The 22,356-nt window shown below is 68.8% G+C and carries 23 protein-coding genes; 18 read left to right on the plus strand and 5 right to left on the minus strand.

Annotated elements, in window-relative coordinates; translation table 11 throughout:
• The first annotated feature begins 5 nt into the window (after nt 1-5).
• Both ACYVIO_RS24875 and ACYVIO_RS24880 read left to right on the plus strand, forming a co-directional pair.
• Nucleotides 6-1,157, plus strand: coding sequence for an SPFH domain-containing protein (locus ACYVIO_RS24875; protein ID WP_460653274.1), 1,152 nt, complete (start codon nt 6-8; stop codon nt 1,155-1,157).
• Between the two features lie 145 nt (nt 1,158-1,302).
• Nucleotides 1,303-2,049, plus strand: a complete 747-nt coding sequence (locus tag ACYVIO_RS24880) for a sulfite exporter TauE/SafE family protein (RefSeq protein WP_460653275.1) — start codon at nt 1,303-1,305, stop codon at nt 2,047-2,049.
• Here ACYVIO_RS24880 and ACYVIO_RS24885 read toward each other — a convergent pair.
• Nucleotides 2,033-2,680: a TetR/AcrR family transcriptional regulator gene (locus ACYVIO_RS24885; protein WP_460653276.1), complete on the minus strand. Its 648-nt coding sequence runs from the start codon at nt 2,678-2,680 to the stop codon at nt 2,033-2,035. The two genes, ACYVIO_RS24880 and ACYVIO_RS24885, sit on opposite strands and share 17 nt — an antisense overlap.
• A gap of 75 nt (nt 2,681-2,755) precedes the next feature.
• Here ACYVIO_RS24885 and ACYVIO_RS24890 point away from each other — a divergent pair, with 75 nt between their 5' ends.
• Nucleotides 2,756-3,709 carry a quinone oxidoreductase family protein gene (locus tag ACYVIO_RS24890; RefSeq protein ID WP_460653277.1) on the plus strand — a complete coding sequence of 318 codons (954 nt, stop codon included), beginning with the start codon at nt 2,756-2,758 and terminating at the stop codon, nt 3,707-3,709.
• A 29-nt stretch (nt 3,710-3,738) separates the two neighbouring features.
• The gene (locus tag ACYVIO_RS24895; protein ID WP_460653278.1) at nt 3,739-4,170 is read left to right on the plus strand and encodes an organic hydroperoxide resistance protein; all 432 of its coding nucleotides are present in this window, start codon (nt 3,739-3,741) and stop codon (nt 4,168-4,170) included.
• Between the two features lie 138 nt (nt 4,171-4,308).
• On the opposite strand, the gene ACYVIO_RS24900 is transcribed toward ACYVIO_RS24895, so the two are convergent.
• The 3 genes from ACYVIO_RS24900 to ACYVIO_RS24910 form a co-directional block, all read right to left on the minus strand.
• Nucleotides 4,309-5,133, minus strand: a complete 825-nt coding sequence (locus ACYVIO_RS24900) for a helix-turn-helix domain-containing protein (RefSeq protein WP_460653566.1) — start codon at nt 5,131-5,133, stop codon at nt 4,309-4,311.
• Nucleotides 5,134-5,334: 201 nt separating this feature from the next.
• Nucleotides 5,335-5,871, minus strand: a complete 537-nt coding sequence (locus tag ACYVIO_RS24905; protein WP_460653279.1) for a YbaK/EbsC family protein — start codon at nt 5,869-5,871, stop codon at nt 5,335-5,337.
• A complete protein-coding gene (locus tag ACYVIO_RS24910) occupies nt 5,871-6,173 on the minus strand; it encodes a GNAT family N-acetyltransferase (RefSeq protein ID WP_460653280.1) in 303 nt (100 codons plus the stop codon). The genes ACYVIO_RS24905 and ACYVIO_RS24910 overlap by 1 nt, the downstream gene beginning before the upstream one ends.
• Nucleotides 6,174-6,311: 138 nt before the next feature.
• On the opposite strand from ACYVIO_RS24910, the gene ACYVIO_RS24915 reads away from it, so the two are divergent.
• The 9 genes from ACYVIO_RS24915 to ACYVIO_RS24955 all read left to right on the plus strand — a co-directional run bounded on the left by ACYVIO_RS24915 (nt 6,312) and on the right by ACYVIO_RS24955 (nt 14,958).
• Entirely contained in the window at nt 6,312-7,925 is a 1,614-nt protein-coding gene (locus ACYVIO_RS24915) for an MFS transporter (protein ID WP_460653281.1), read from the plus strand.
• Between the two features lie 10 nt (nt 7,926-7,935).
• Entirely contained in the window at nt 7,936-9,393 is a 1,458-nt protein-coding gene (locus tag ACYVIO_RS24920; protein WP_460653282.1) for a cobyric acid synthase, read from the plus strand.
• 30 nt (nt 9,394-9,423) lie between these two features.
• Nucleotides 9,424-9,987 carry a DinB family protein gene (locus tag ACYVIO_RS24925; RefSeq protein WP_460653283.1) on the plus strand — a complete coding sequence of 188 codons (564 nt, stop codon included), beginning with the start codon at nt 9,424-9,426 and terminating at the stop codon, nt 9,985-9,987.
• Between the two features lie 108 nt (nt 9,988-10,095).
• Nucleotides 10,096-10,971 (plus strand): RNA polymerase sigma-70 factor, encoded by an 876-nt coding sequence (locus ACYVIO_RS24930; RefSeq protein ID WP_460653284.1) that lies wholly within the window; start codon nt 10,096-10,098, stop codon nt 10,969-10,971.
• Between the two features lie 33 nt (nt 10,972-11,004).
• Complete coding sequence (locus tag ACYVIO_RS24935; RefSeq protein WP_460653285.1) at nt 11,005-12,126, plus strand: CaiB/BaiF CoA transferase family protein; 1,122 nt, start codon at nt 11,005-11,007, stop codon at nt 12,124-12,126.
• A gap of 17 nt (nt 12,127-12,143) precedes the next feature.
• Nucleotides 12,144-13,286 (plus strand): acyl-CoA dehydrogenase family protein, encoded by a 1,143-nt coding sequence (locus ACYVIO_RS24940; protein WP_460653286.1) that lies wholly within the window; start codon nt 12,144-12,146, stop codon nt 13,284-13,286.
• 84 nt (nt 13,287-13,370) lie between these two features.
• A complete protein-coding gene (locus ACYVIO_RS24945) occupies nt 13,371-13,967 on the plus strand; it encodes a sulfite oxidase-like oxidoreductase (RefSeq protein WP_460653287.1) in 597 nt (198 codons plus the stop codon).
• Nucleotides 13,937-14,689, plus strand: coding sequence for a ferredoxin reductase (locus ACYVIO_RS24950; protein WP_460653288.1), 753 nt, complete (start codon nt 13,937-13,939; stop codon nt 14,687-14,689). The genes ACYVIO_RS24945 and ACYVIO_RS24950 overlap by 31 nt, the downstream gene beginning before the upstream one ends.
• Complete coding sequence (locus ACYVIO_RS24955) at nt 14,686-14,958, plus strand: DUF6510 family protein (RefSeq protein ID WP_460653289.1); 273 nt, start codon at nt 14,686-14,688, stop codon at nt 14,956-14,958. Before ACYVIO_RS24950 ends, ACYVIO_RS24955 begins: the two co-directional genes overlap by 4 nt.
• Here ACYVIO_RS24955 and ACYVIO_RS24960 read toward each other — a convergent pair.
• The gene (locus ACYVIO_RS24960) at nt 14,955-15,695 is read right to left on the minus strand and encodes a MerR family transcriptional regulator (RefSeq protein ID WP_460653290.1); all 741 of its coding nucleotides are present in this window, start codon (nt 15,693-15,695) and stop codon (nt 14,955-14,957) included. The two genes, ACYVIO_RS24955 and ACYVIO_RS24960, sit on opposite strands and share 4 nt — an antisense overlap.
• An 88-nt stretch (nt 15,696-15,783) precedes the next feature.
• On the opposite strand from ACYVIO_RS24960, the gene ACYVIO_RS24965 reads away from it, so the two are divergent.
• From ACYVIO_RS24965 to ACYVIO_RS24985, 5 genes are all read left to right on the plus strand, one after another.
• Nucleotides 15,784-17,001, plus strand: coding sequence for an acetyl-CoA C-acetyltransferase (locus ACYVIO_RS24965; protein WP_460653291.1), 1,218 nt, complete (start codon nt 15,784-15,786; stop codon nt 16,999-17,001).
• On the plus strand, nt 16,998-19,142 hold the full coding sequence (locus tag ACYVIO_RS24970) for a 3-hydroxyacyl-CoA dehydrogenase NAD-binding domain-containing protein (protein ID WP_460653292.1): 2,145 nt from the start codon (nt 16,998-17,000) through the stop codon (nt 19,140-19,142). The genes ACYVIO_RS24965 and ACYVIO_RS24970 overlap by 4 nt, the downstream gene beginning before the upstream one ends.
• 127 nt (nt 19,143-19,269) lie before the next feature.
• Nucleotides 19,270-20,550 carry an ABC transporter substrate-binding protein gene (locus tag ACYVIO_RS24975; protein WP_460653293.1) on the plus strand — a complete coding sequence of 427 codons (1,281 nt, stop codon included), beginning with the start codon at nt 19,270-19,272 and terminating at the stop codon, nt 20,548-20,550.
• On the plus strand, nt 20,547-21,455 hold the full coding sequence (locus tag ACYVIO_RS24980; RefSeq protein WP_460653294.1) for a carbohydrate ABC transporter permease: 909 nt from the start codon (nt 20,547-20,549) through the stop codon (nt 21,453-21,455). The genes ACYVIO_RS24975 and ACYVIO_RS24980 overlap by 4 nt, the downstream gene beginning before the upstream one ends.
• Nucleotides 21,455-22,339, plus strand: a complete 885-nt coding sequence (locus tag ACYVIO_RS24985; protein ID WP_460653295.1) for a carbohydrate ABC transporter permease — start codon at nt 21,455-21,457, stop codon at nt 22,337-22,339. The genes ACYVIO_RS24980 and ACYVIO_RS24985 overlap by 1 nt, the downstream gene beginning before the upstream one ends.
• The last annotated feature ends 17 nt before the right edge of the window (nt 22,340-22,356 follow it).

A 22,356-nucleotide genomic window follows, 5' to 3' on the forward strand; every position in this document is an offset into this window, starting at 1 on the left:
GTCACGTGGAAGCGTTCCTCATCGTGCTGGCACTGGTTGCACTACTGGTGGTCGTCACGCTGATCAAGTCCGTCCGGGTCGTGCAGCAGCAGACCGTCGGCATCGTGGAACGGTTCGGGAAGTTCAAGGTCGGGCTGCAACCCGGGCTGAACCTGCTGACCCCGTTCGTCGACAAGGTGCGGTACACGATCGACATGCGTGAGCAGGTCGTCGCGTTCCCGCCGCAGGGCGTCATCACCGAGGACAACCTGATGGTGTCGATCGACTCCGTCATCTACTTCCAGGTCAACGACCCGGTGCGGGCGACGTACGAGATCTCCAACTACATCCAGGCGATCGAGCAGCTCACGATGACCACGCTCCGAAACATCATCGGTGGCATGGACCTCGAGCAGACGCTGACCAGTCGCGAGGAGATCAACGAGAAGCTGCGGTACGTGCTGGACGAGGCGACCGGCAAGTGGGGCATCCGGGTCAACCGGGTCGAGCTCCGCTCGATCGACCCGCCGCCGTCGATCCAGGACTCGATGGAGAAGCAGATGCGCGCCGACCGCGACAAGCGCGCGGCGATCCTGACCGCCGAGGGTATGCGGCAGTCGGCCGTCCTGTCGGCCGAGGGCCAGAAGCAGTCCGCGATCCTCACCGCGCAGGGTGACCGGGAGTCCCGGATCCTGCGGGCGCAGGCCGAGCGGGAGGCGCGGATCCTGAAGGCGCAGGGTGAGGCGCAGGCCATCACCACGGTCTTCAACGCGATCCACGCCGGCAAGCCCGACCAGGGTCTGCTCGCCTACCAGTACCTGCAGATGCTGCCGTCGATCGCCCAGGGCGACTCGAACAAGCTGTGGATCATCCCCAGCGAGATCGGCAAGGCGATGGAGGGTCTCGGCAGTGCCGTCGGCCAGATCGCCGGCATCCCGCAGAAGGCCGAGGGCCCGTTCCCGGAGCCGCACGAGGTCGAGCAGGCCGCTCCGACCCAGGAGCTGACCAGTACGCCGGATGCCGCAGTGGCCGAGGCCGACAACGCGGTGCAGGAGGCGATCGAGGCCGCGCAGAAGGCCGCGGTCAGCTCCCGCTCGCAGCAGTCGGCGCCGGCTCCGTCGACCTCGCCGACGCAGGACGTCGTACCGCCGACCACTCCGCCGCCCGCGGCCCAGTAGTCGGTTTCTCCTTCCAGACCAGCGCATCCGGCCCGGCCCTCACCCTCAGGTGAGCGCCGGGCCGGTGTGTCGTTGGCGACACTGAAGGCTCAACGACCGGACACGTGAGCCGCCTGAGGTGTCAGGTGCGTACAGTTTTCCAACGATGACATGGTTCGAGGCGCTATTCGTCCTGGTGGCGGGTGTGGGCGCGGGCACGATCAACGCGGTGGTGGGCTCGGGCACGTTGCTGACCTTCCCCGCGCTGCTCGCTGTCGGGATCCCGCCGGTGCTGGCCAACGTGAGCAACAGCGTCGGCCTCTCACCCGGTACGGCGGCCGGCGCGATCGGCTACCGGCGCGAGCTCGAGGGACAGCGCGGCCGGATGATCCGGCTGGTCCCCGCCTCGCTGGTCGGTGGTGTGGTCGGGGCCGTGCTGCTGCTGACGTTGCCGGACTCCGCGTTCCACGCCGTCGTACCGGTCCTGATCCTGCTCGGCTGCGTGCTCGTCGCTTTCCAGCCGTGGCTGTCGAAGTGGATCAGCGTGCCGACGCACACCCATCGCGGTGCCTGGTGGGTGATCCCCGCGGTCTTTCTCACCGGCGTGTACGGCGGCTACTTCGGCGCCGCCCAGGGCGTGCTGCTGATGGCGATCCTCGGCCTCGGCCTGGACGCGAACCTGCAGCGGATGAACGCGCTGAAGAACGTGCTGGCCACGTTCGTCAACACCGTCGCGGCGATCCTGTTCGTGATCGTCGCGGACGTCGACTGGCTGGCCGCGGGGCTGATCGCGGTCGGTTCGACGATCGGCGGTTTCGTCGGCGCGCGCTACGGCCGCAAGCTGCCGCCGATCGCGCTGCGCTGCCTGATCGTGGTGATCGGCGTCGTCGCGATCGTCACGATGCTGTTCTGAGGCCGCTGATCAGCAGGTCGAGTCCGTAGTCGAACTGCTCGTCGCCACCGGTCGTCCGGGCCAGCTCCGGCGCGAGCTCGACCACGGTCGGGAACTCGGTCGCCGACAGCGACTCCATCGTCGTCCGCAGCCGTCGCAAACCCTCCGGGTCGCGCTGCTCGGTCGCCATCTGGATCTCCCACGAGGTTGCCCCGAGCACGTACGTGAACAGCGTCGTGTGCGTCCGCGCGGCGATCTCCTTCTCGAACCCGGCCGAGTGCAGGACGCTCAGCAGTCCCTCGGCGACCCGCGCGGTCTCGTGCCCGATCAGCGGCCGGCTCGCGAGTAGTTGCGCGAGGCAAGGATGTTGGAGCATCAGGCGGCGCAGCCCGCGGCAGACGGCGCGGACCTGGTCCGGCCAGGCGGCGCCAGCCGGTACGGCGGGGAGCAGGCCCATCAGGTGGTCGCGGACGGCGTCGTACAGCTCGTCCTTGTTGCGGAAGTAGGTGTAGATCGCCATCGGACCGACACCCAGTTCACCGGCCAGCGCGCGCAGGCTGAAGCTGTCGAGGCCACGGCCTTCCATCAGCTCCAGAGCCTTGCTGATGATCAGGTCCGGGTTGAGGGTATTCCTCGGTGTCCGTGTCGGCATCGTCACCCTTCTCTCTCGCTAACGTACACTGTACAGTACGATGTAAGGAGACCAATTCGGAAGGAAGTGTCAGGCGTGCGTGCAGTGCAGATCACCGAGTTCGGCGGCCCCGAGGTGCTGAAGGTCAGTGAGGTGGACGCGCCGACCGCCGGCGACGGCCAGGTCCTGATCACCGTCGACCGGGCCGGCATCAACTACGCCGACACCCACCAGGTCGAGAACAGCTACCTCACCAAGGCGAAGCTCCCGCTGGTCCCCGGCGGCGAAGTTGTCGGCCGTACGGCGGAAGGCCGCCGCGTGGTCGCGCTCGTCGGCACCGGCGGGTACGCCGAGCAGGCGGTCGCCGCGAGCCAGTCCGTCTTCGACGTACCGGAAGGTGTGAGCGACGGTGACGCGCTCGCGCTCGTGGTCCAGGGCGCCAGCGCGTGGCACCTGCTGAGGACGTCGACCAACCTGCAGCCGGGCGAGTCCGTGCTGATCCACGCCGGCGCCGGGGGAGTGGGGTCGCTCGCGATCCAGCTCGCCAAGCTGTGGGGCGCCGGCCGCGTGATCGCGACCGCGTCCTCGGACGAGAAGCGCAAGCAGACCCTGGACCTCGGCGCGGATGTCGCGATCGACGGGACCCCCGACGGTCTGAAGGACCGGATCATCGAGGCGAACGGCGGCAAGCCGGTCGACGTCGTACTCGAAATGGTCGGCGGCCAGACCTTCGACGAGTCGTTCGAGGCGCTGGCGCCGTTCGGCCGGCTGGTCACCTTCGGTGCCGCGTCGGGTGAGGCCGCGAAGGCGCTCGCTCCCGGCCGGCTGATGAAGGGCTCCCGGACCGTGGCCGGCTTCTGGCTGGTCGACTGCTTCCGGCGGCCCGGGATGCTCGCCGACTCCCTGCAGGACCTGTTCGAGCTGGTCGCCGCCGGCAAGCTCCGCCCGATTGTCGGCGGCGAGTACGCGCTGTCCGAGGCCGCGAAGGCTCACGAGGACATGCGCGCCCGCCGTACCGTCGGAAAGCTCCTGCTCGACCCCACCCGCTGAACCCCTCTCTCACCAAGGAGAACACCCGCATGACCATCGCAGTCGAGAAGGTTCTGTACACCGCCCGCGCCACCGCTCAGGGCGGCCGCGACGGGCACACCGCCACCGACGACGGCAAGCTGGACGTCACCGTCGCGCCGCCGAAGGAGATGGGTGGCAACGGCGAAGGCACCAACCCGGAGCAGCTGTTCGCGGCCGGTTTCGCGTCCTGCTTCCACAGCGCGCTGAAGCTCGTCGTCCGCAAGGCCCGACTGGACAGCGAAGGCTCGACCGTCACCGCCGAGGTCGGCATCGGCCCGATCAACGGTGGCGCCGGCTACGGCCTCGAGGTCGCGCTAGTCGTCAGCCTGCCCGGGATCGAGCGTTCGGTCGCCGAGGAGCTGGTCGCGAAGGCGCACGAGGTCTGCCCGTACTCCAACGCCACCCGCGGCAACATCAAGGTCGACCTCAAGGTCGCCTGAGCCTCACCTCAGCCGCCGGTTGGTCAGAATACTGATCACCCGGGGGCTTCGCCGTTCCCGGCCGAGCGAGCGTGACCAACTGCTGTTTCGAGGCTGACGGTCAGGAAACTGGCGGCCGAACGATCAGGAAAGTGATCGTCAGTGCATGCGCTCGAGCGCGTCGAGCAGCAGCCGCTGGGTCTCACCGACCGGGGCCGCGGCGATGCTCAGCGCGTCCATGATCGCGGCGTACTCGTCGAGATCCTCGACCTTGTCGAGGTAGAGGGCACTGGCCGCGTGCTCGATGTAGACCACGTCCGGCAGGTCGCCCTCGGGGAAGCGCAGAATGCTGAACGCTCCGCCGGCACTCGGGTAGCCGACGCTGCTGAACGGCATCACCTGGAGGGTGAGGTTCGGCAGCTTGGTCATCTTGATCAGGTGCTCGATCTGCTCGCACATCGCCTCGCGGCCGCCGACCGGGCGGTGCAGGACGGCCTCGTCGATGACCACCCAGAGCTTGACCGGGTTGGCGCGGGTGAGGATCTGCTGGCGGGTGACGCGGAGGGCGACCCGCTGGTCGATCTCCTCCTGCGGCAGGTAGGCCTTGCCGAACTGGACGACGGCGCGGGCGTAGTTCTCGGTCTGCAGCAGGCCCGGGACGAACAGCACCTCGTAAGTGCGGATCAGTTTGGCGGCGACCTCGAGGCCGACGTAGTTGGAGAACCAGGCCGGCATCACGTCGCCGTACCGGGACCACCAGCCGGGGTTGTTCGCCGCCCGGGCCAGCTCCATCAGGCGTTCTTTCTCGCGCTCGTCGGTCAGCCCGTACAGCTTGAGCAGGTCGGCGACGTCGCGTTCCTTGAAGCCCACCCGGCCGAGCTCCATCCGGCTCACCTTGGACTCCGACGAGCGGATCTGCCAGCCCGCGTCCGCCCGGCTGATCTGCGCCGACTCGCGCATCCGGCGCAGGTGCCCGCCCAGCATGATCCGAAGGGCGGTCGGCCCGCCGTCGTCCCCGCCTGTCACGGTCACGACCTCATCACGCCTTCCCCAGCCTCCCTGCAGTCCCCTGTCCAGGGCAGGCAGCAGCTGCCTCTCACCCAAGACGCCCCCCGATGCTATCGCTCCCGAGCCGATCTGGCGCGGACTTCTTTCAGCCAGCCGCCCGTTGACCGAGCAGGAACCTCAGGCGGAGGGCGTCGCCAGGGCGAGGACTGTGGCGGTGGGGAGTTTGGCGAGGTCGGCGCCGTCGACGAGGAGTTTGGAGGCTCGGATGCCGCTGCCGATGACGACCAGGCCGGCGTGGGCCACCGACTCGTCGACGAGGACGGGCCAGTCGGTGGGGATGCCGATGGGGGTGATGCCGCCGTACTCCATGCCGGTGGAGGTGACCGCGTCGTCCTGGGCGGCGAAGGAGATCTTGCGGACGCCGAGGTGCTTGCGGACGACGCCGTTGACGTCGGCGCGGTCGGTGGCCAGGACCATCACCGCGGCGTACGTCGACTCGCCGGCGCGCTTGCCGTGCACGATCACGCAGTTCGCCGACGCGGCCATCGGTACGTCGTACTCGGCGCAGAACGCCGCGGTGTCCGCGAGGGACGGGTCGATCGCGACCGCCCACGCGGGCAGGTCGCCCAGCGCGTCGCGCACCGGCGCGGCGAGCAGTTCCGGTACGTCGGCCGCTGGCTGCCAGTCGAGCTTGCCGAGCTGCGGAATCGCCACTACGACGCCACCCCTTCCAGCAGGTCGGCGTACTCGGGGTGCTTCTCGAAGTACTGGATGTAGTACGGGCAGGCCGGCCGCACCTTGATCCCCGCCGCCCGCGCGTCCTCGAGCGACTTGCGGGCGACCTGGCCGGCGACGCCGCGGCCCTGGAACTCCGGCATCGTCTCGGTGTGCAGGAAGGTGATGTGCTCGCTGGTACGCCGGTAGGTGGCGATTCCCATCAGCGCTCCGGAGGCGTCGCGCGCCTCGTACCGGTGGTGCTCGGGGGCATCTGCGACGGTCACGTCGTCGTTGTCCATGCCGCCACTGTAGTCAGCCCGGCCGCTCCGACGGGAGCGATGCCCGCAGTCCGGAACCATCAGTGACGGATGAAAGGCCGACGCCTGGGTACCCGGTCAAACGGACAAATTCAAACCGGCCAGGAGGAGAGGCGGGGCATGAGCGAACACGCGTTGAAGGAGGGCAAGGCGATACCCAGCCTGGTGCCCGCCCGGATGGACCGGTTGCCGTGGACCCGCTTCCACTGGATGATCGTCGTCGGTCTCGGAGTCTCCTGGATCCTGGACGGGCTGGAGATCCAGCTGGTCTCCCTGGTCGGCAACGTGCTGAAAGAAGGCGCGACCCTCGGGCTGACCACCGCCGAGGTCGGACTGCTGGCCTCGATCTACCTCGCCGGCGAAGTCGTCGGCGCACTCTTCTTCGGCCGCCTGACCGACCGCTGGGGCCGCCGGAACCTGTTCATCATCACGCTCGTGGTCTACCTGGTCGCCTCCGGCGCGGCCGGCCTGAGCTGGGACTTCTGGTCGATCGCGCTCTGCCGGTTCGTGGCCGGGATGGGCATCGGCGGTGAGTACGCCGCGATCAACTCCGCGATCGACGAGCTGATCCCGTCGAAGTACCGCGGCCGCGTCGACATCGGCGTCAACGGCACCTACTGGGGTGGCGCGCTGATCGGGTCGGCGGTCGGTCTGGTCTTCCTGAACGACGACATCGTGCCGATCGAGTGGGGCTGGCGGCTGTGCTTCCTGATCGGGCCGGTGATGGGCCTGATGATCATCTACCTGCGCCGGCACATCCCGGAGAGCCCGCGCTGGCTGATGACGCACGGCCGGGTCGAGGAGGCCGAGCGGACCGTCGACCAGATCGAGGAGACGGTACGGCGCCAGGGCGGCGAGCTGCGCGAGGTCCGCGACGACGAGGCGATCAACCTGGTCGACTACCCGCCGGTGACGTACCGCGAGATCGCCCGCGTGATGCTGCGCGACTACCGCAGCCGATCGTTCCTCGGCTTCTCGATGATGGTCACGCAGGCCTTTCTGTACAACGCGATCTTCTTCACCTACGCGCTGGTGCTGAAGGCGTACTTCGGGCTGAACGACTCCAGCATCGCGCTGTACTTCTTCCCGTTCGCGATCGGCAACCTGGCCGGCCCGCTGCTGCTCGGCCACCTGTTCGACACGATCGGCCGGCGCAAGATGATCCTGTCGACGTACTCGATCTCGGCGGTCGTGCTGTTCATCACCGCGCTGCTGTTCAACGCGGGGTCGCTGAACGCGATGTCGCTGACCGCGCTCTGGTGCGTGGTGTTCTTCTTCGCCTCGGCGGGTGCGTCGTCGGCGTACCTGACGGTGAGCGAGATCTTCCCGATCGAGCTGCGCGGCCAGGCGATCTCGTTCTTCTTCGCGATCTCGCAGCTGACCGGTGGTGTGGTGGCGCCGTTCCTGTTCGCGTCGCTGATCGGTGAGGGCGACAACCCGGCGCGCGGCCCGTTGACGGTCGGCTACATCATCGGCGCCGCGGTGATGCTGATCGGTGGTCTGATCGCGTGGTTCTTCGGCGTCGACGCCGAGGGCCAGTCGCTGGAGAACGTCGCGACACCGCTGTCGGCCGCCGGCCGGGCCTCGGGAACCCGCTTCCAGGGCACGGCACCCCGGCTGCCGAGCACCGACGCGCAGGGGCGCCGGATCACGCCGGTCCTGCCGCCGGACGAGCAGGGCGAACAGCCCGCCGCCGACGCCACCGATCGGGACGACGGAGGGGACCGCACCTAATATCGCGGGTGTGAACTCGCTGCTGATCGCCGGTACGACCTCCGACGCGGGCAAGACGACCGTGGTGACGGGGTTGTGCCGGTGGTTGGCGCGTCAGGGCGTGCGCGTCGCGCCGTACAAGGCGCAGAACATGTCGAACAACTCGATGGTCTGCGCGGACGGCGCCGAGATCGGCCGCGCGCAGTGGATCCAGGCCGTGTCCGCCGGCGCCGAGCCCGAGGCCGCGATGAACCCGGTGCTGCTCAAGCCGGGCAGCGACCGCCGCAGCCACGTCGTGCTGATGGGAGAGCCCTGGGGCGAGCTCACCGCGCGCGGCTTCCTCACCGAGCGCGCGGAGCTCGCGAAGGCGGCCTTCGCGGCGTACGACGATCTGGCGAGCCGGTACGACGTGGTGATCAGCGAGGGCGCCGGCAGCCCGACCGAGATCAACCTGCGCCAGTCCGACTACGTGAACATGGGTCTTGCCCAGCACACGAAGGCGCCCGTTGTGGTGGTCGGCGACATCGACCGTGGCGGGCTGTTCGCCTCGATGTTCGGCACGGTCGCGCTGCTCTCGGCCGAGGACCAGCGGTTGATCAGCGGGTTCGTGGTCAACAAGTTCCGCGGCGACGTCTCGCTGCTCCAGCCGGGCATCGACATGCTGACGAATGTGACCGACCGGCCGACGTACGGCGTGCTGCCGTGGCTGCCCGAACTCTGGCTCGACTCCGAGGACGCGCTCGACATCCCCGCGCGCCGGACCGACCACGATCCCGACGTCCTGTCGATCGCGGTCGTGCGCTTCCCGCGGATCAGCAACTTCACCGATCTCGACGCGCTCGCGGTCGAGCCGACGACGAGCGTGTTCTTCACCGCGAGCCCGGCCGAGGTTCGCGATGCCGACCTCGTGGTCCTGCCCGGATCGCGCGCGACGACGTCCGACCTCGCCTGGCTGCGCGAGACCGGCCTGGCCGACGCTGTGCAGGCGCGAGTCGCCGCCGGGCGTCCGGTTCTCGGCATCTGCGGCGGCTACCAGTTGCTCGGCGGCGCGATCGACGACCCGTACGGCGTGGAGGGCGGCGGCCGGCACACCGGGCTCGGATTGTTGCCGGTGGCCACTGAGTTCGCCCGGGCCAAGGTGCTCGCGCGGCCGGCGCCCACGGCGTACGAGATCCATCACGGGGTGGTCGAGGTGACCGGCGACGCCGACGAGTTCCCCGGCGGCTGCCGGAGTGGAGTCGTCTGGGGAACGATCTGGCACGGGCTGCTGGACGACGACGCCGCGCGGCACGCGTTCCTCGCCGAGATCGCTTCCCTTGCGGGCAAGCGGGCGCCTGACGGGTCCGTCTCGTTCGCGGGGCTGCGCGAGGATCGGCTCAACCGGCTGGCCGACGCGATCGACGAGCACCTCGACACGGACGCCTTGCTCACGCTGATCGAGAAAGGCGCACCGAGCGGCCTGCGGTTCGTCCCTCCCGGTGCGCCCTGAATTGTCGGCGCTGTGGGTTAGCGTCCGGGCATGGACCTCAAGCCCGTGCTGCACGACTACCTGCGACACACCCGGGCGCTGATGCTCGCCAAGCTCGACGGGCTCAGCGAGTACGACATGCGCCGCCCACTCGTGCCCTCGGGGACGAACCTGCTCGGCCTGGTCAAGCACCTGATCGGCATCGAGCAGGTCTACCTCGGCATCAGCGTCGGCCGCCCGCCGGAGAACCGGCTCCCGTGGGAGGAGGACGGTTCGGTCTGGGACGGCGCGGACATGTGGGCGCTGCCGTCGGAGTCGAGTGAGTACCTGATCGGCCTTTATCAGCAGGCCTGTGAGCACAGCGATGCGTCGCTGGCGGCGCTCGACCTGGACACCGCGGCCGAGGTCCCGCACTGGCCGGAGGAGCACCGCAGTACTACGTTCGGCGCGCTGCTGGTCCGCGTCGTCGACGAGACCGCCCATCACGCGGGCCATGCCGACATCGTCCGCGAGCTCATCGACGGCAAGGGCGGCCAGGACGCCGACGCGCTGGACGCGGCGGGCTGGTCGGCGTACTACGTCAAGCTCCAGCAGGCGGCCGAGACGTTCCGCTGACCGGAGCCGCCGATCGCGAGGCGCCGACCCGAGCGCCAATCCCGATCCCGATCCGCTGACCGCGGACCGTTCGGCGGCTTCGCGCGCGTCGGCTGAGAGGATGGCCGGGTGAGTGACGACGTCTTCGAGCGGGAGCGTGGGCGGATGTTCGGCATCGCCTACCGGATGCTGGGCACGGTGACCGACGCCGAGGAAGTGCTGCAGGACGCGTGGTTGCGTTGGCAGGGCGTCGATCACGCGACGGTCGCGAATCCGACCGGCTTCCTGGTGAAGACCGTCACGAACCTCTGCCTCAACCAGCTCACCTCGGCCCGCGCCCGGCGCGAGACCTACCTCGGCGAGTGGCTGCCCGAGCCGGTCCTGACCAGTCGTCCCGGTCCGCTCGACGTGGTCGCCGAGCGGGAAGAGGTCTCGTACGCGCTGCTCACCGTGCTCGAACGCCTCACCCCGCCCGAGCGTGCGGCGTACGTACTGCGGGAAGCCTTCGGCTACTCCCACCGCGAGGTCGCCGAACTGATCGGCACCACCGAGGTGAACGCCCGCCAGCTCCACGCCCGGGCCCGCAAGCACGTCGCCGCCGAGGACACCCGCACCCAGCCGGTCGACCCCAAGCACTGGCAGAAGCTCGTCAACCGCTTCCTCGCCGCCGCCCACCAAGGCGACCTGGAAGGCCTGACCGAACTCCTGGCCGCCGACGTGGTCTCGCGCTCGGACGGCGGCGGCAAGGTCAACGCCGCGCGCAACCCGATCACCGGCGCGGAGCGCGTCGCCCGGTACCTGCTCGGTTCGCTGACGAAGTTCGGCGCCGACGTCGAGTTCACCTTCGCCGAGGCCAACGGCGAACCGGTCATGCTCGCCACCGACCCGACCGGCGTCCGCGCCGTCTGCTTCATCACCTTCACCGACGACCGGATCAGCACCCTCGACCTCGCGATGAACCCCGACAAGCTCCGGACGGTCGAGCAGCAGCTGACTGTTACTTGACGACTGTGACAGTGGGACTGTCACAATGGGGTCATGGGTCCACTGAGCGGGGTCAAGGTCGTCGAGCTGGCGGGGATCGGGCCGGCGCCGTTCGGGTGCATGCTGCTGGCCGAGCTGGGCGCGGACGTCCTCAGGGTCGAGCGGCCCGGCGGTGGGCTCGCGATGGGACCGCCGGAGTACGAGCTGGTGAATCGCGGGCGGCGCAGCGTCGCGCTGGATCTGAAGAAACCTGAGGCAGTCGCTGCGGTGCTGCAGTTGGTCGCGAAAGCTGACGTGCTCGTCGAGGGCTTCAGGCCTGGGGTCGCCGAGCGGTTGGGACTGGGTCCTGAGGACTGCTCGGCGGTCAATCAGCGGCTGGTCTACGGCCGGATGACTGGCTGGGGTCAGTACGGTCCGCTGGCGCAGTCGGCGGGACATGACATCGACTACCTCGGGCTCTCCGGCGCATTGCACGCGATCGGACGTGCGGATGGTCCGCCGCAGGTGCCGGCGAATCTGCTGGGCGACTTCGCCGGGGGATCGCTCTACCTCGTGATCGGCGTATTGGCTGCGCTGACCGAAGCGCGGACCAGCGGCCAGGGCCAAGTCGTCGACGCGGCGATCGTCGACGGCTCGGCGCATCTGACCACGATGCTGCTAGGTGCGTTGGCGAGCGGCGTATGGAAGCAAGAACGCGGTACCAACCTGCTCGACACCGGCGCGCCGTTCTACGACGTGTACGAGACGTCGGACGGCAAGCACATGGGCGTCGGCGCGATCGAGCCCAAGTTCTACGACGAGCTGATCAAGCTCCTCGGCATCACCCCGCCCGACCGGTACGACGTGACGACCTGGCCCGAGCTGCGCGAGCAGCTGACCGGCGCGTTCGCCCAGAAGAGCCAGGCCGAGTGGACCGAGATCTTCGACGGCACCGACGCGTGCGTTGCGCCCGTGCTCCCGCTGGCCGGCGAGCATCCGCATCTCGAGGCGCGCGGCGTTTTCGTCGAGCACCACGGCGTACGCCAGGCGGCTCCGGCCCCGAGGTTCTCCCGTACGCCGACCAGCCTCGGCGAGCCGCCGACCCGACCGGGGCAGCACACCCGTGAAGCCCTCACCGAGTGGGGTGTCGACGACGTGGACGAGCTGCTGCGCACAGGCGCCGCCGTACAGAACTGACCCCGAGGAGACCGCCCATGGAACGTCACCTGTTCGACGCCGACCACGACGCCTTCCGCGAGACCGCGCGCGCCTTCTGCGACAAGGAGATCGTGCCGCACCACGACGCCTGGGAGGAGGCCGGCATCGTCCCGCGCGAGGTGTGGACGGCGGCCGGCAGCGCGGGCCTGCTCGGGTTCATGATCCCCGAGCAGTACGGCGGGGGAGGCGTGCGCGACTTCCGCTTCAACGCGGTGCTGATCGAGGAGCTGACCCGCGCGCGGGCCAGCGGAGTCGGGTTCAGCATCCACACCGACATCAACTCGGCGTACCTGCTGGACTATGCGACCGACGAGCAGAAAGCGCGCTGGCTGCCGAAGTTCTGCAGCGGCGAGACGATCACCGCGATCGCGATGACCGAGCCTGGTGCGGGCAGCGACCTGCAGGGCATCCGTACGACGGCCATCCGCGACGGCGACGAGTACGTGATCAACGGGCAGAAGACTTTCATCTCCAACGGCATCCTGGCCGATCTCGTGGTCGTGGTCGCGAAGACCGATCCCGACGCCGGCTACCAGGGCATCTCGCTGCTCGTGGTCGAGCGCGGTACACCCGGCTTCGAGCGCGGCCGGAACCTGGACAAGATCGGCCTCAAGGCGCAGGACACCGCCGAGCTGTTCTTCGACGACGTCCGCGTCCCGGCGACGAACCTGCTCGGCCAGGAAGGCCAGGGCTTCGTCCACCTGATGGAGAAGCTGCCGCAGGAACGCCTCACGATCGCGGTCGTCGCCGCGGCCGCCTGCGAGAACATCCTCGAGTCGACCCTGGCGTACGTGAAGGAACGGACCGCGTTCGGCCGCCCGATCGGCTCGTTCCAGAACAGCCGCTTCGTTCTGGCCGAGCTGGCCACCGAGACCCAGATCGCCCGGGTCTTCGTTGACCGCTGCATCGAGGAGCTGAACGCCGGGACGCTGAGCGTCAGCGAGGCCGCGATGGCGAAGTGGTGGACCACCGAGCTGCAGAAGAAGGTCGTCGACCGCTGCCTGCAGCTGTACGGCGGCTACGGCTTCATGACCGAGTACCCGATCGCCAAGGCCTACCTGGACACCCGGATCCAGACCATCTACGGCGGCACCACCGAGATCATGAAGGAGATCATCGGCCGCACCCTGGGAATCTGACGACCAGGGAGTTGCCCAGGGTCTTTCCGCGTCCTGTCGTGTCAGACTGCTCCAGAGACGGTCTGATCCAGGGAGGTCGCGCTGATGGGAATCGTGTCGCCGGGGTTCACCGGGCGGCGGCGGAGCGGAACGGAACTGCCTCCGGGGCAGTACCTGACGCGGGACTTCCCGGTGCTGTCGGCCGGGCCGACGCCGCACGTGCTGCCCGAGCACTGGGAGTTCAGCATCGCCACCGAGTCCGGTGAGGTGCACAAGTGGGACTGGCAGGCGTTCCTGAAGCTGCCGGCCGAGGAGATCACGCGCGACATTCACTGCGTGACGCGCTGGTCGAAGCTGGAGTCGGAGTGGAAGGGCGTCTCGCTGGACACCCTGTTCGCCGACGTCGAGACCAGCGCGGACTACGTGATGGCGCACAGCTACGGCGGCTACACCACGAACCTGCCGCTGGACGACCTGCTCGACGGTCAGGCCTGGATCGCGTACGAGTTCGAGGGTGATCCGCTCGGCGCCGAGCACGGTGGCCCGGCCCGGTTGCTGGTGCCGCACCTGTACTTCTGGAAGAGCGCCAAGTGGGTCCGCGGCCTGGTGCTGTCCGACACCGACGACCTCGGGTTCTGGGAGACCGCGGGCTACCACGAGTACGGAGACCCATGGAAAGAACAGCGGTACGCCGGCGACTGACCTGGCAGGCCGGCACCGTCACGGAGATTCGCGAAGAGACCGCGACCGCCCGGACGATCGTGCTCGACCTGCCGGACTGGCCCGGGCACCTGGCCGGGCAGCACCTGGACGTCCGGCTCACCGCGCCGGACGGTTACCGCGCGTCGCGCTCGTACTCGATCGCCTCGGCGTGGACCGGTTCGACGGTCGAGCTGACCGTCGAAGTGGTCCCCGACGGTGAGGTCTCGCCGTACCTGGTGGAGGTCCTCAAGGTCGGCGACCCGCTGGAGGTGCGCGGACCGGTCGGCGGCTGGTTCGTGTGGCGCCCGGAGACGACCGGCTCGATCCAGTTGATCGGCGGCGGCTCCGGCGTCGTACCGCTGATCGCGATGCTGCGCGAGCACGCGCACGCTTCCAGTACGGCGCCCGCCCGGCTGCTCTACTCCGTACGGCGTCCGACGTCGGTGATCTACGCGGCGGACCTGAAGAAGCTGGCCATGTCCGACGACGTGGACCTGACCTTCGTCTACACCCGGGAGGCGCCGCCCGGCGAACCCCGGGTCGGCCGCGTCGACGCGGAGCTGCTCGCGGCGAAGTCGTTCGCCCCGGCCGACGACCTGACCACCTACGTCTGCGGCCCGACCCCGTTCGTCGAGGCGGTGGCCGACCTGCTGGTCGCCGCCGGCCACGACCCGGCCCGGGTCCGTACCGAACGTTTCGGACCGACTGGAGGACCGCGATGACCGCGGATGTCCCGACCTACCTGGACGGCAACGCGGCGGCGGGCGCGCTCAGCGAGGTGTTCGCCGTCGACCTCACCGCCGCGATCGGCCGCTGCGCCGGCTGCGGCCACACCGGCGTCTTCGCCGAGGTGCGCCTCTACACCGACGCGCCCGGCCTGGTCGCGCGCTGCCCAGGGTGCGAGGACGTGCTGATGCGCGTCGTCACGACCCCGACCGAGACCTACCTGGATCTGCGCGGCCTCACGTACCTGCGGGTGAGCAACAGCTAGGGCCGGCGCCGACGCCGTACCGTGTCGCGCTGGGTCTCGCCGACCGCGCGTTCGTACGCGAGCACGAGCCCCTGGATCGTGACCGGCTTGAAGCGCTCGACGAGTTGCTGGATGTACTCCGGCGGGCCGCCCGAGTCGCGGTAGTGCGGCCAGACCTTGGTGCGGAACACTTCGGTCAGCTCCTCGGCGACCGCCCGACCGTGGTCGGTGAAGATCCGCCCGGCCGCCAGCACGGCGTCCACTGGCAGATCGAGGTCGAGCAGTTCGACCCCGAGGCTGAGGTGTGCGGTCGCGACCTGGAACACGTCCTCGTCCGGCGTCGGCTCGACCACGCCGAGCGCGATCAGCATCTCGATGTCGTCGTCGTTCAGCTCCCGGCCGGTACGCCGTACGAGCGCCGGCCGGTCGAGCGTCTCGGGCAGGTCGCGCATCCACGGCGTCAGCAGCGTGCGGTGCAGGGCGATGTCCTGCGGCGACGCGTCGTCCGGGATCCGTTCGAGATAGCCCTCGATCGCCGACAGCGTGAAGCCGTGCGCCTGCAGTTCGCGGACCAGGTCGAGGCGGGCGATGTGCTCGGAACCGTAGTACCCGACGCGGCCGCGGCGGACCGGGGGAGGGATCAGTCCGCGGCCGGCGTAGAAGCGCAGCGTGCGAACTGTCATCCCGACCCGGGCCGACAGTTCGTCGACGGTGAGCGTCGCCTCGTCCGTACCGACCTCCGAGCTCGCTTCCGCCATGGTGCAGATCATAATCGCCCCGACTTGACGACTGTGACACCATCGCTGTCACAATCAGAACCGTCCACTCCAGACGACGGGACCCCCCATGACCGAAGCATTCCTGTACGACGCGATCAGGACTCCCCGTGGCAAGGGCAAGCCGACCGGCGCCCTGCACGAGGTGAAGCCGATCCAGCTGATCACCGGCCTGCTCACCGAGCTGCGCGCCCGGCACCCCGACCTGGACCCGGTCGCGATCGACGACGTCGTGCTGGGCGTGGTCACGCCGATCGGCGACCAGGGCATGGACATCGCCCGGACCGCCGTACTGGCCGCGGGGTACCCGGAGACCACCGGCGGCGTGCAGCTCAACCGCTTCTGCGCGTCCGGTCTGGAGGCGGTCAACCAGGCAGCGCAGCGAGTCCGCTCGGGTTGGGAGGACTTCATCCTGGCCGGTGGCGTCGAGTCGATGTCGCGCGTGCCGATGGCTTCCGACGGTGGCGCCTGGGCGATGGATCCGGAGACCGCGCTCGAGACCAACTTCATCCCGCAGGGCATCAGCGCCGACCTGATCGCGACGATCGACGGCTTCTCCCGGACCGACGTCGACACGTACGCCGCCGAGTCGCACGCCCGCGCCGCGAAGGCCTGGGCGAACGGCTACTTCACCCGTTCGGTCGTCCCGGTCGACGACCGCAACGGCCTGCGGATCCTCGACCACGACCAGCTCGTCCGGCCCGGTACGACGGTCGAGACGCTGGCCGGCCTGCCGCCGTCGTTCGCCGCGATCGGTGAGCACGGCGGGTTCGACGCGGTCGCACTGGAGAAGTACGTCAAGGTCGAGCGGATCGAGCACGTGCACCACGCCGGGAACTCGTCAGGCATCGTCGACGGCGCCGCTTTGGTGGCCATCGGCAACGAAAAGGCCGGCGAGGCGCTCGGCCAGGCACCGCGGGGCCGGGTGGTCGCGGCCGCGGTCAGCGGTGCCGACCCAACCATCATGCTGACCGGCCCGGCGCCCGCCGCCCGCAAGGCGCTGGCCAAGGCCGGCCTCGACGTGAGCGACATCGACCTGTTCGAGATGAACGAGGCGTTCGCCGCCGCGGTCCTGCACTTCATGGCCGACCTCGGCGTACCGCACGAGAAGGTGAACGTGAACGGCGGCGCGATCGCCCTCGGGCACCCGCTCGGCGCGACCGGCGCGATGCTGATCGGAACCCTGCTGGACGAGCTGGAGCGGCGCGAGCTCCGCTACGGTCTGGCCACCCTGTGCGTCGGCGGCGGGATGGGCGTCGCGACCATCATCGAGAGGCTGGCGGCATGATCTCCTGGCAGAGCGACAACGGGATCGTCACGCTGACGATGGACGACCCGGACGCGTCGGCGAACACGATGAACGACGCCTACGTGACCGCGATGGCCGCGACGGTCGAGCGCTTGCAAGCTTCGGCCGACGAACTCAAGGGTGTGGTGATCACCAGCGCGAAGAAGACGTTCTTCGCGGGCGGCAACCTGCAGCTGATCTCGCAGGCGCAGCCGGAGGACGCCGCGCAGGTGTTCGAGACGGTCGAGGAGGTCAAGCGTCAGCTCCGCGCGCTGGAGACGCTCGGCGTCCCGGTCGTTGCCGCGATCAACGGCTCGGCGCTCGGCGGCGGGCTGGAGATCGCGCTCGCTTGCCACCACCGGATCGTTGCCGATGACAACCGGATCGAGCTCGGCGTACCCGAGGTGACCCTGGGTCTGCTGCCCGGTGGCGGCGGCGTGACCCGCACGGTCCGGATGCTCGGCCTGCAGGACGCGTTGATGAAGGTGCTGCTGCAGGGCCAGCGGATGAAGCCCGCGCACGCGCAGTCGGTCGGCATCGTCGACGAGGTGGTCCCCGCCGACGAGCTGCTGTCCAGCGCAACGGCCTGGATCGAGTCGTACGACGGTGACGCCAAGCAGCCCTGGGACCGCGACGGTTACAAGATCCCGGGCGGTACGCCGTCCTCGCCGAAGCTGGCCGCGTTCCTTCCGGCCTTCCCGGCGAACCTGCGCAAGCAGCTCAAAGGCGCGCCGTACCCGGCGCCGCGCGCGATCATGAGCGCGGCGGTCGAGGGCGCCCAGGTCGACTTCGCGACCGCGTCCCGGATCGAGTCGCGCTACTTCGTCTCGCTGGCGACCGGGCAGATCGCGAAGAACATGATCAACGCGTTCTTCTTCGAGCTGCAGGCGATCAACGCGGGCGCGTCGCGGCCTGACGGCGTACCGGCGTACGGCGCGCGCAAGGTCGGTGTGCTCGGTGCGGGGATGATGGGCGCCGGGATCGCCTACTCCTGCGCGAAGGTGGGCATCGAGGTCGTGCTCAAGGACGTCACGCTCGAGGCGGCCGAGAAGGGCAAGCAGTACTCCGAGAAGCTGCTCGCGAAGCAGCTCAAGAAGGGCCGGACCACGGCGGAGAAGACGGAAGCGTTCCTCAGCCTGATCACGCCGACCGCCGACCCGAACGACCTGGCCGGGTGCGACCTGGTGATCGAGGCGGTGTTCGAGAGCGAGGAACTGAAGCAGAAGGTCTTCGCCGAGATCGCCGGCGTGGTCGAGCCGGACGCGCTGCTCTGCTCGAACACGTCGACCCTGCCGATCACCTCGCTGGCCGACGGGATCGACCGGCCGGACGACTTCATCGGCATGCACTTCTTCTCGCCGGTCGACCGGATGCCGCTGGTCGAGCTGATCGTGGGGGAGAAGACCTCGGACCGCGCGCTGGCGAAGGCGTACGACGTGGTCCGCCAGATCAAGAAGACGCCGATCGTGGTCAACGACAGTCGCGGCTTCTTCACCTCGCGGGTCTTCGGCACGCTGGTGATGGAAGGCGCGGCGATGGTTGCCGAGGGCGTCGACCCGGTGACGATCGAGCGGGCCGCGACCCAGATGGGCTTCCCGGCGCCGCCGTTGGCGATGCTGGACGAGGTCACGTTGACGCTGCCGCAGAAGATCCGCGACGCAGCGCGGGCCGCCGGCGACAGTGCGGGCGCGTTCGACGAGCACCCGGGGATGGCCGTCGCGGACCGGCTCGTGACCGAGTTCGACCGCAAGGGCAAGGCGGCCGGGGCCGGCTTCTACGAGTACCCGGCGGACGGGCCGAAGCACCTGTGGCCCGGGCTGTGGGAGCACTTCGGGGACGGCAGTGCCGACGTACCGCTGATCGATCTGCAGGAACGTCTCGCCTTCGCGATGTCGCTGGAGACCGTCAAGTGTCTCGACGAGGGTGTGCTGCGCTCGGTGGCCGACGCGAACATCGGCTCGATCTTCGGCATCGGCTTCCCACCCCTGTACGGCGGTGCGCTGCAGTACATCAACCAGTACGCCGGCGGCCTGCCCGGCTTCGTTGCCCGCGCGCGCGAGTTGGCGACGGCGTACGGGCCGCGCTTCGAGCCGTCGTCGCTCCTGGTAGGCCTGGCCACGAAGGGTGAACGCTTCGTCTGAGAGCCTCTCCGGTCTTGCGCCGGAGAGCGTTTTCGGCCATTGTCGGAACACTTCTCCAACGATTCACCTGACCGCAGTCCCAGGTGGGTCGTTGGGTTCCGGACGCCTGCACTCGGAGGTGGAGTCGATGGCCGCTCGTCGCCCGAACACCGGTCTGACCCGACGTGATCTGCTCATGCGGACCGGCGGACTGGCCGCCCTCGCCGCGTTCACAGCCGCCTGTGGTGGGAACACCGGGCGACCAGCGGACAGCGGGGGAGGTGGCAGCAAGGCGGCGCTCGCGCAGTGGTACCACCAGTACGGCGAGACCGGGGCGCGGGAGGCGGCGCTCAAGTACGCCAAGGCCTACGGCGACGCCGCCGTCACCGTGCAGTGGACCCCCGGCGACTACGGGGCGAAGCTGTCGTCAGGCCTGCTGTCCAGCAAGGGCCCGGACGTCTTCGAGAGCCAGCTGAACATCGCGATGGTGAAGAGCAACCAGATCGTCGCGCTCGACGATCTGCTGGAGGGCGTGAAGGACGACTTCAGCGAGGAGGACCTGGCCACCAACACGGTCGACGGCAAGGTCTACGGGATCCGGATGATCGTCGACCCGCAGGTGATCTACTACCGCAAGTCGCTGTTCGAGAAGGCCGGGATCCAGCCGCCGAAGACCATCGACGACCTGATCGCGGCGTCCAAGGAGCTCACCACCGACAAGGTCAAGGGCATCTTCGTCGGCAACGACGGCGGCGTCGCGCTCGGCGGTCCGGCGCTCTGGTCGTCCGGCGGTGCCTATCTCACCAAGGACAACAAGCCCGGCTTCACCGACGGACGCGCGGCGCAGGCCTTCGGCAAGCTGCACGAGCTGTACGCGAGCAAGTCGACGTTGCTCGGCGCACCGACCGACTGGACCGACCCGAGCGCGATCATCCAGGGCCTGGTCGCGATGCAGTGGATCGGGATGTGGGCGCTGCCGGCCATGCAGAAGGCGTTCGGCGACGACCTCGGCGTGTTCGCGTTCCCGGCGCTTGACGCGCAGGGCACACCGGCGGTCTACTCGGGCGGCTGGACCCAGTTCGTGTCGGCCAAGAGCGCGAACGTCGACGCGGCGAAGAAGTTCGTCAAGTGGCTGTGGATCGACCAGGCGGAGTACCAGGAGGACTGGTGCCTGAACTACGGCTTCCACATCCCGCCGCGCAAGAGCCTGGCCGCGAAGGCCGCCAAGCTGCAGGACGGCGCGGCCGCGGAGACGGTGAAGCTGAACGAGCAGTACGGCAAGACCGACAACCCGGCCTGGACACCGAAGATGGCAACGGCGTTCGGCGACATGCTCACGAACGTCATCCGCAAGGGCGCCGACCCAGCGGCGGAGATCGGTAAGGCGGAGAAGACCGTCGGGACGGAACTGTCCCGGCTGTTCGGATGAGTCCCCGCACCACCACGAAGGGGATCCGCGGCAACACCCTGTGGTTCTGGGTGTTCGTCGGCCCCTTCGTGGTCGGCCTGCTGATCTTCAGCTACCTGCCGATCCTGTGGAGCCTGGTCCTCAGCTTCTTCGAGGCGCGCAACACGGTCACCCCGACCGAGTTCGTGGGCCTGCGCAACTACGTCGACATGCTGACCGACGCCAACTTCCTGAACAGCCTGGGCACGTTCTCGGTCTTCGCCCTGTTCATCGTGCCGCTCACGTTCGTGCTCTCGCTCGCGCTGGCGCTGCTGGTCAACCAGGTCAAGATCGCCCGAGCCTTCTTCCGTTCGGTCTTCTTCCTGCCCACGGCCTGCTCGTACGTCGTGGCGTCGCTGATCTGGAAGCTCTCGATCTTCAACGGCGTCCGCTTCGGCCTCGCCAACACCGTGCTCGGCTGGTTCGGCGTCGACCAGATCGCCTGGCTGTCGACCGTCGACCCGCCCTGGTTCTGGATCCCGATCGTCACCGTCCGGCTCTGGTTGCAGCTCGGCTTCTACATGATCCTGTTCATCGCCGGGCTGCAGCGGATCTCGCCCGCGCTGTACGAGGCGGCGTACGTCGACGGCGCGAAGCCCGGGTGGCAGATCTTCCGCCACATCACGCTGCCGCAGCTGCGGGCGACGGCGGTCGCCGTACTGATCCTGAACCTGATCGCGGCGTACCAGGCCTTCGACGAGTTCTACAACCTGCTCGGCAACGTCAACTTCGCGCGGCCGCCGCTGATCTACCTGTACGGGATCTCGCTCGGCACGATCCAGGACCTGGGCCACGGCAGTGCCGGCGCGCTGATCCTGGCGGCGATCATCATGATCGTCACGCTGCTGCAGAACAAGATCTTCGGCTTCGGGAAGGCGAACGACTGATGGCCGCCGCGGAACGCACGTCCGGTACGCCGGAGCCGATCGGCTACTCGCGCAGCGGCATCGGCCGGATCACGCTGGTGCTGCGCTGGATCGCCCTGGCGATCGCGGTGATCCTGTTCCTGCTGCCGTTCTACCTGATCCTGCGCAACGCGCTGTCGACCGAGGCCGACATCACCGCGCCCGAGTGGACGCTGTTCCCCAAGGATCTGCAGTGGGGCAACATCTCGGAGCTGTTCAACGACGAGAGCGTGCCGATCGCGCGCGCCCTGTGGAACTCCGCGGTCGTCGGCGTTCTCGGGACAGCGGGACAGTTGCTGCTGGCATCGATGGCCGGCTACGGCCTGGCCAGGATCCCGTACAAGCACGCCGACAAGGTCTTCTACGCCGTGGTGGCGACGCTGATGATCCCCGGCGCGGTGACCTTCATCCCGAGCTTCATCGTGGTCTCGTCACTGGGCTGGGTCAGCTCGTTGCGCGGCCTGATCATCCCGACGCTGTTCAGCGGGTTCGCCGCGTTCCTGTTCCGGCAGTACTTCCTGAACTTCCCGCGCGAGCTCGAGGAAGCGGCGCGCGTCGACGGCGCCGGGCACTTCGGGACGTTCTGGCGGATCGTCGTACCGAACTCCCTGCCGTTCTTCGCCGCGCTGGCCGCGATCACCTTCATCGGCAACTGGAACTCGTTCCTCTGGCCGCTGGTGATCGGCCAGGACTCGTCGTCGTGGACGATCCAGGTCGCGCTCTCGACCTTCGTCACCGCCCAGACGATCAACATCCACCAGCTCTTCATGGCGGTCGCGGTCTCGATCCTGCCCCTGGTGCTGATCTTCGCGTTCCTGCAGCGCTACCTGATCCAGGGCGTCACCCAGTCGGGCATCAAAGACTGACGGCAGTACGGCGGGGA

The organism is Kribbella endophytica, assembly GCF_054781295.1.

Excerpts from the sequence above, each read along its gene's own strand:
- ACYVIO_RS24910 (WP_460653280.1), bottom strand. The coding sequence starts at position 6,173 with ATGGACAACGACGACGTGACCGTCGCAGATGCCCCCGAGCACCACCGG.
- ACYVIO_RS24985 (WP_460653295.1), top strand. The coding sequence starts at position 21,455 with ATGGCCGCCGCGGAACGCACGTCCGGTACGCCGGAGCCGATCGGCTAC.
- ACYVIO_RS24935 (WP_460653285.1), top strand. The coding sequence starts at position 11,005 with ATGGGTCCACTGAGCGGGGTCAAGGTCGTCGAGCTGGCGGGGATCGGG.
- ACYVIO_RS24915 (WP_460653281.1), top strand. The coding sequence starts at position 6,312 with ATGAGCGAACACGCGTTGAAGGAGGGCAAGGCGATACCCAGCCTGGTG.
- ACYVIO_RS24975 (WP_460653293.1), top strand. The coding sequence starts at position 19,270 with ATGGCCGCTCGTCGCCCGAACACCGGTCTGACCCGACGTGATCTGCTC.
- ACYVIO_RS24885 (WP_460653276.1), bottom strand. The coding sequence starts at position 2,680 with ATGCCGACACGGACACCGAGGAATACCCTCAACCCGGACCTGATCATC.
- ACYVIO_RS24895 (WP_460653278.1), top strand. The coding sequence starts at position 3,739 with ATGACCATCGCAGTCGAGAAGGTTCTGTACACCGCCCGCGCCACCGCT.
- ACYVIO_RS24925 (WP_460653283.1), top strand. The coding sequence starts at position 9,424 with ATGGACCTCAAGCCCGTGCTGCACGACTACCTGCGACACACCCGGGCG.
- ACYVIO_RS24965 (WP_460653291.1), top strand. The coding sequence starts at position 15,784 with ATGACCGAAGCATTCCTGTACGACGCGATCAGGACTCCCCGTGGCAAG.
- ACYVIO_RS24950 (WP_460653288.1), top strand. The coding sequence starts at position 13,937 with ATGGAAAGAACAGCGGTACGCCGGCGACTGACCTGGCAGGCCGGCACC.
- ACYVIO_RS24940 (WP_460653286.1), top strand. The coding sequence starts at position 12,144 with ATGGAACGTCACCTGTTCGACGCCGACCACGACGCCTTCCGCGAGACC.
- ACYVIO_RS24970 (WP_460653292.1), top strand. The coding sequence starts at position 16,998 with ATGATCTCCTGGCAGAGCGACAACGGGATCGTCACGCTGACGATGGAC.
- ACYVIO_RS24945 (WP_460653287.1), top strand. The coding sequence starts at position 13,371 with ATGGGAATCGTGTCGCCGGGGTTCACCGGGCGGCGGCGGAGCGGAACG.
- ACYVIO_RS24980 (WP_460653294.1), top strand. The coding sequence starts at position 20,547 with ATGAGTCCCCGCACCACCACGAAGGGGATCCGCGGCAACACCCTGTGG.
- ACYVIO_RS24880 (WP_460653275.1), top strand. The coding sequence starts at position 1,303 with ATGACATGGTTCGAGGCGCTATTCGTCCTGGTGGCGGGTGTGGGCGCG.
- ACYVIO_RS24900 (WP_460653566.1), bottom strand. The coding sequence starts at position 5,133 with ATGCTGGGCGGGCACCTGCGCCGGATGCGCGAGTCGGCGCAGATCAGC.
- ACYVIO_RS24960 (WP_460653290.1), bottom strand. The coding sequence starts at position 15,695 with ATGGCGGAAGCGAGCTCGGAGGTCGGTACGGACGAGGCGACGCTCACC.
- ACYVIO_RS24955 (WP_460653289.1), top strand. The coding sequence starts at position 14,686 with ATGACCGCGGATGTCCCGACCTACCTGGACGGCAACGCGGCGGCGGGC.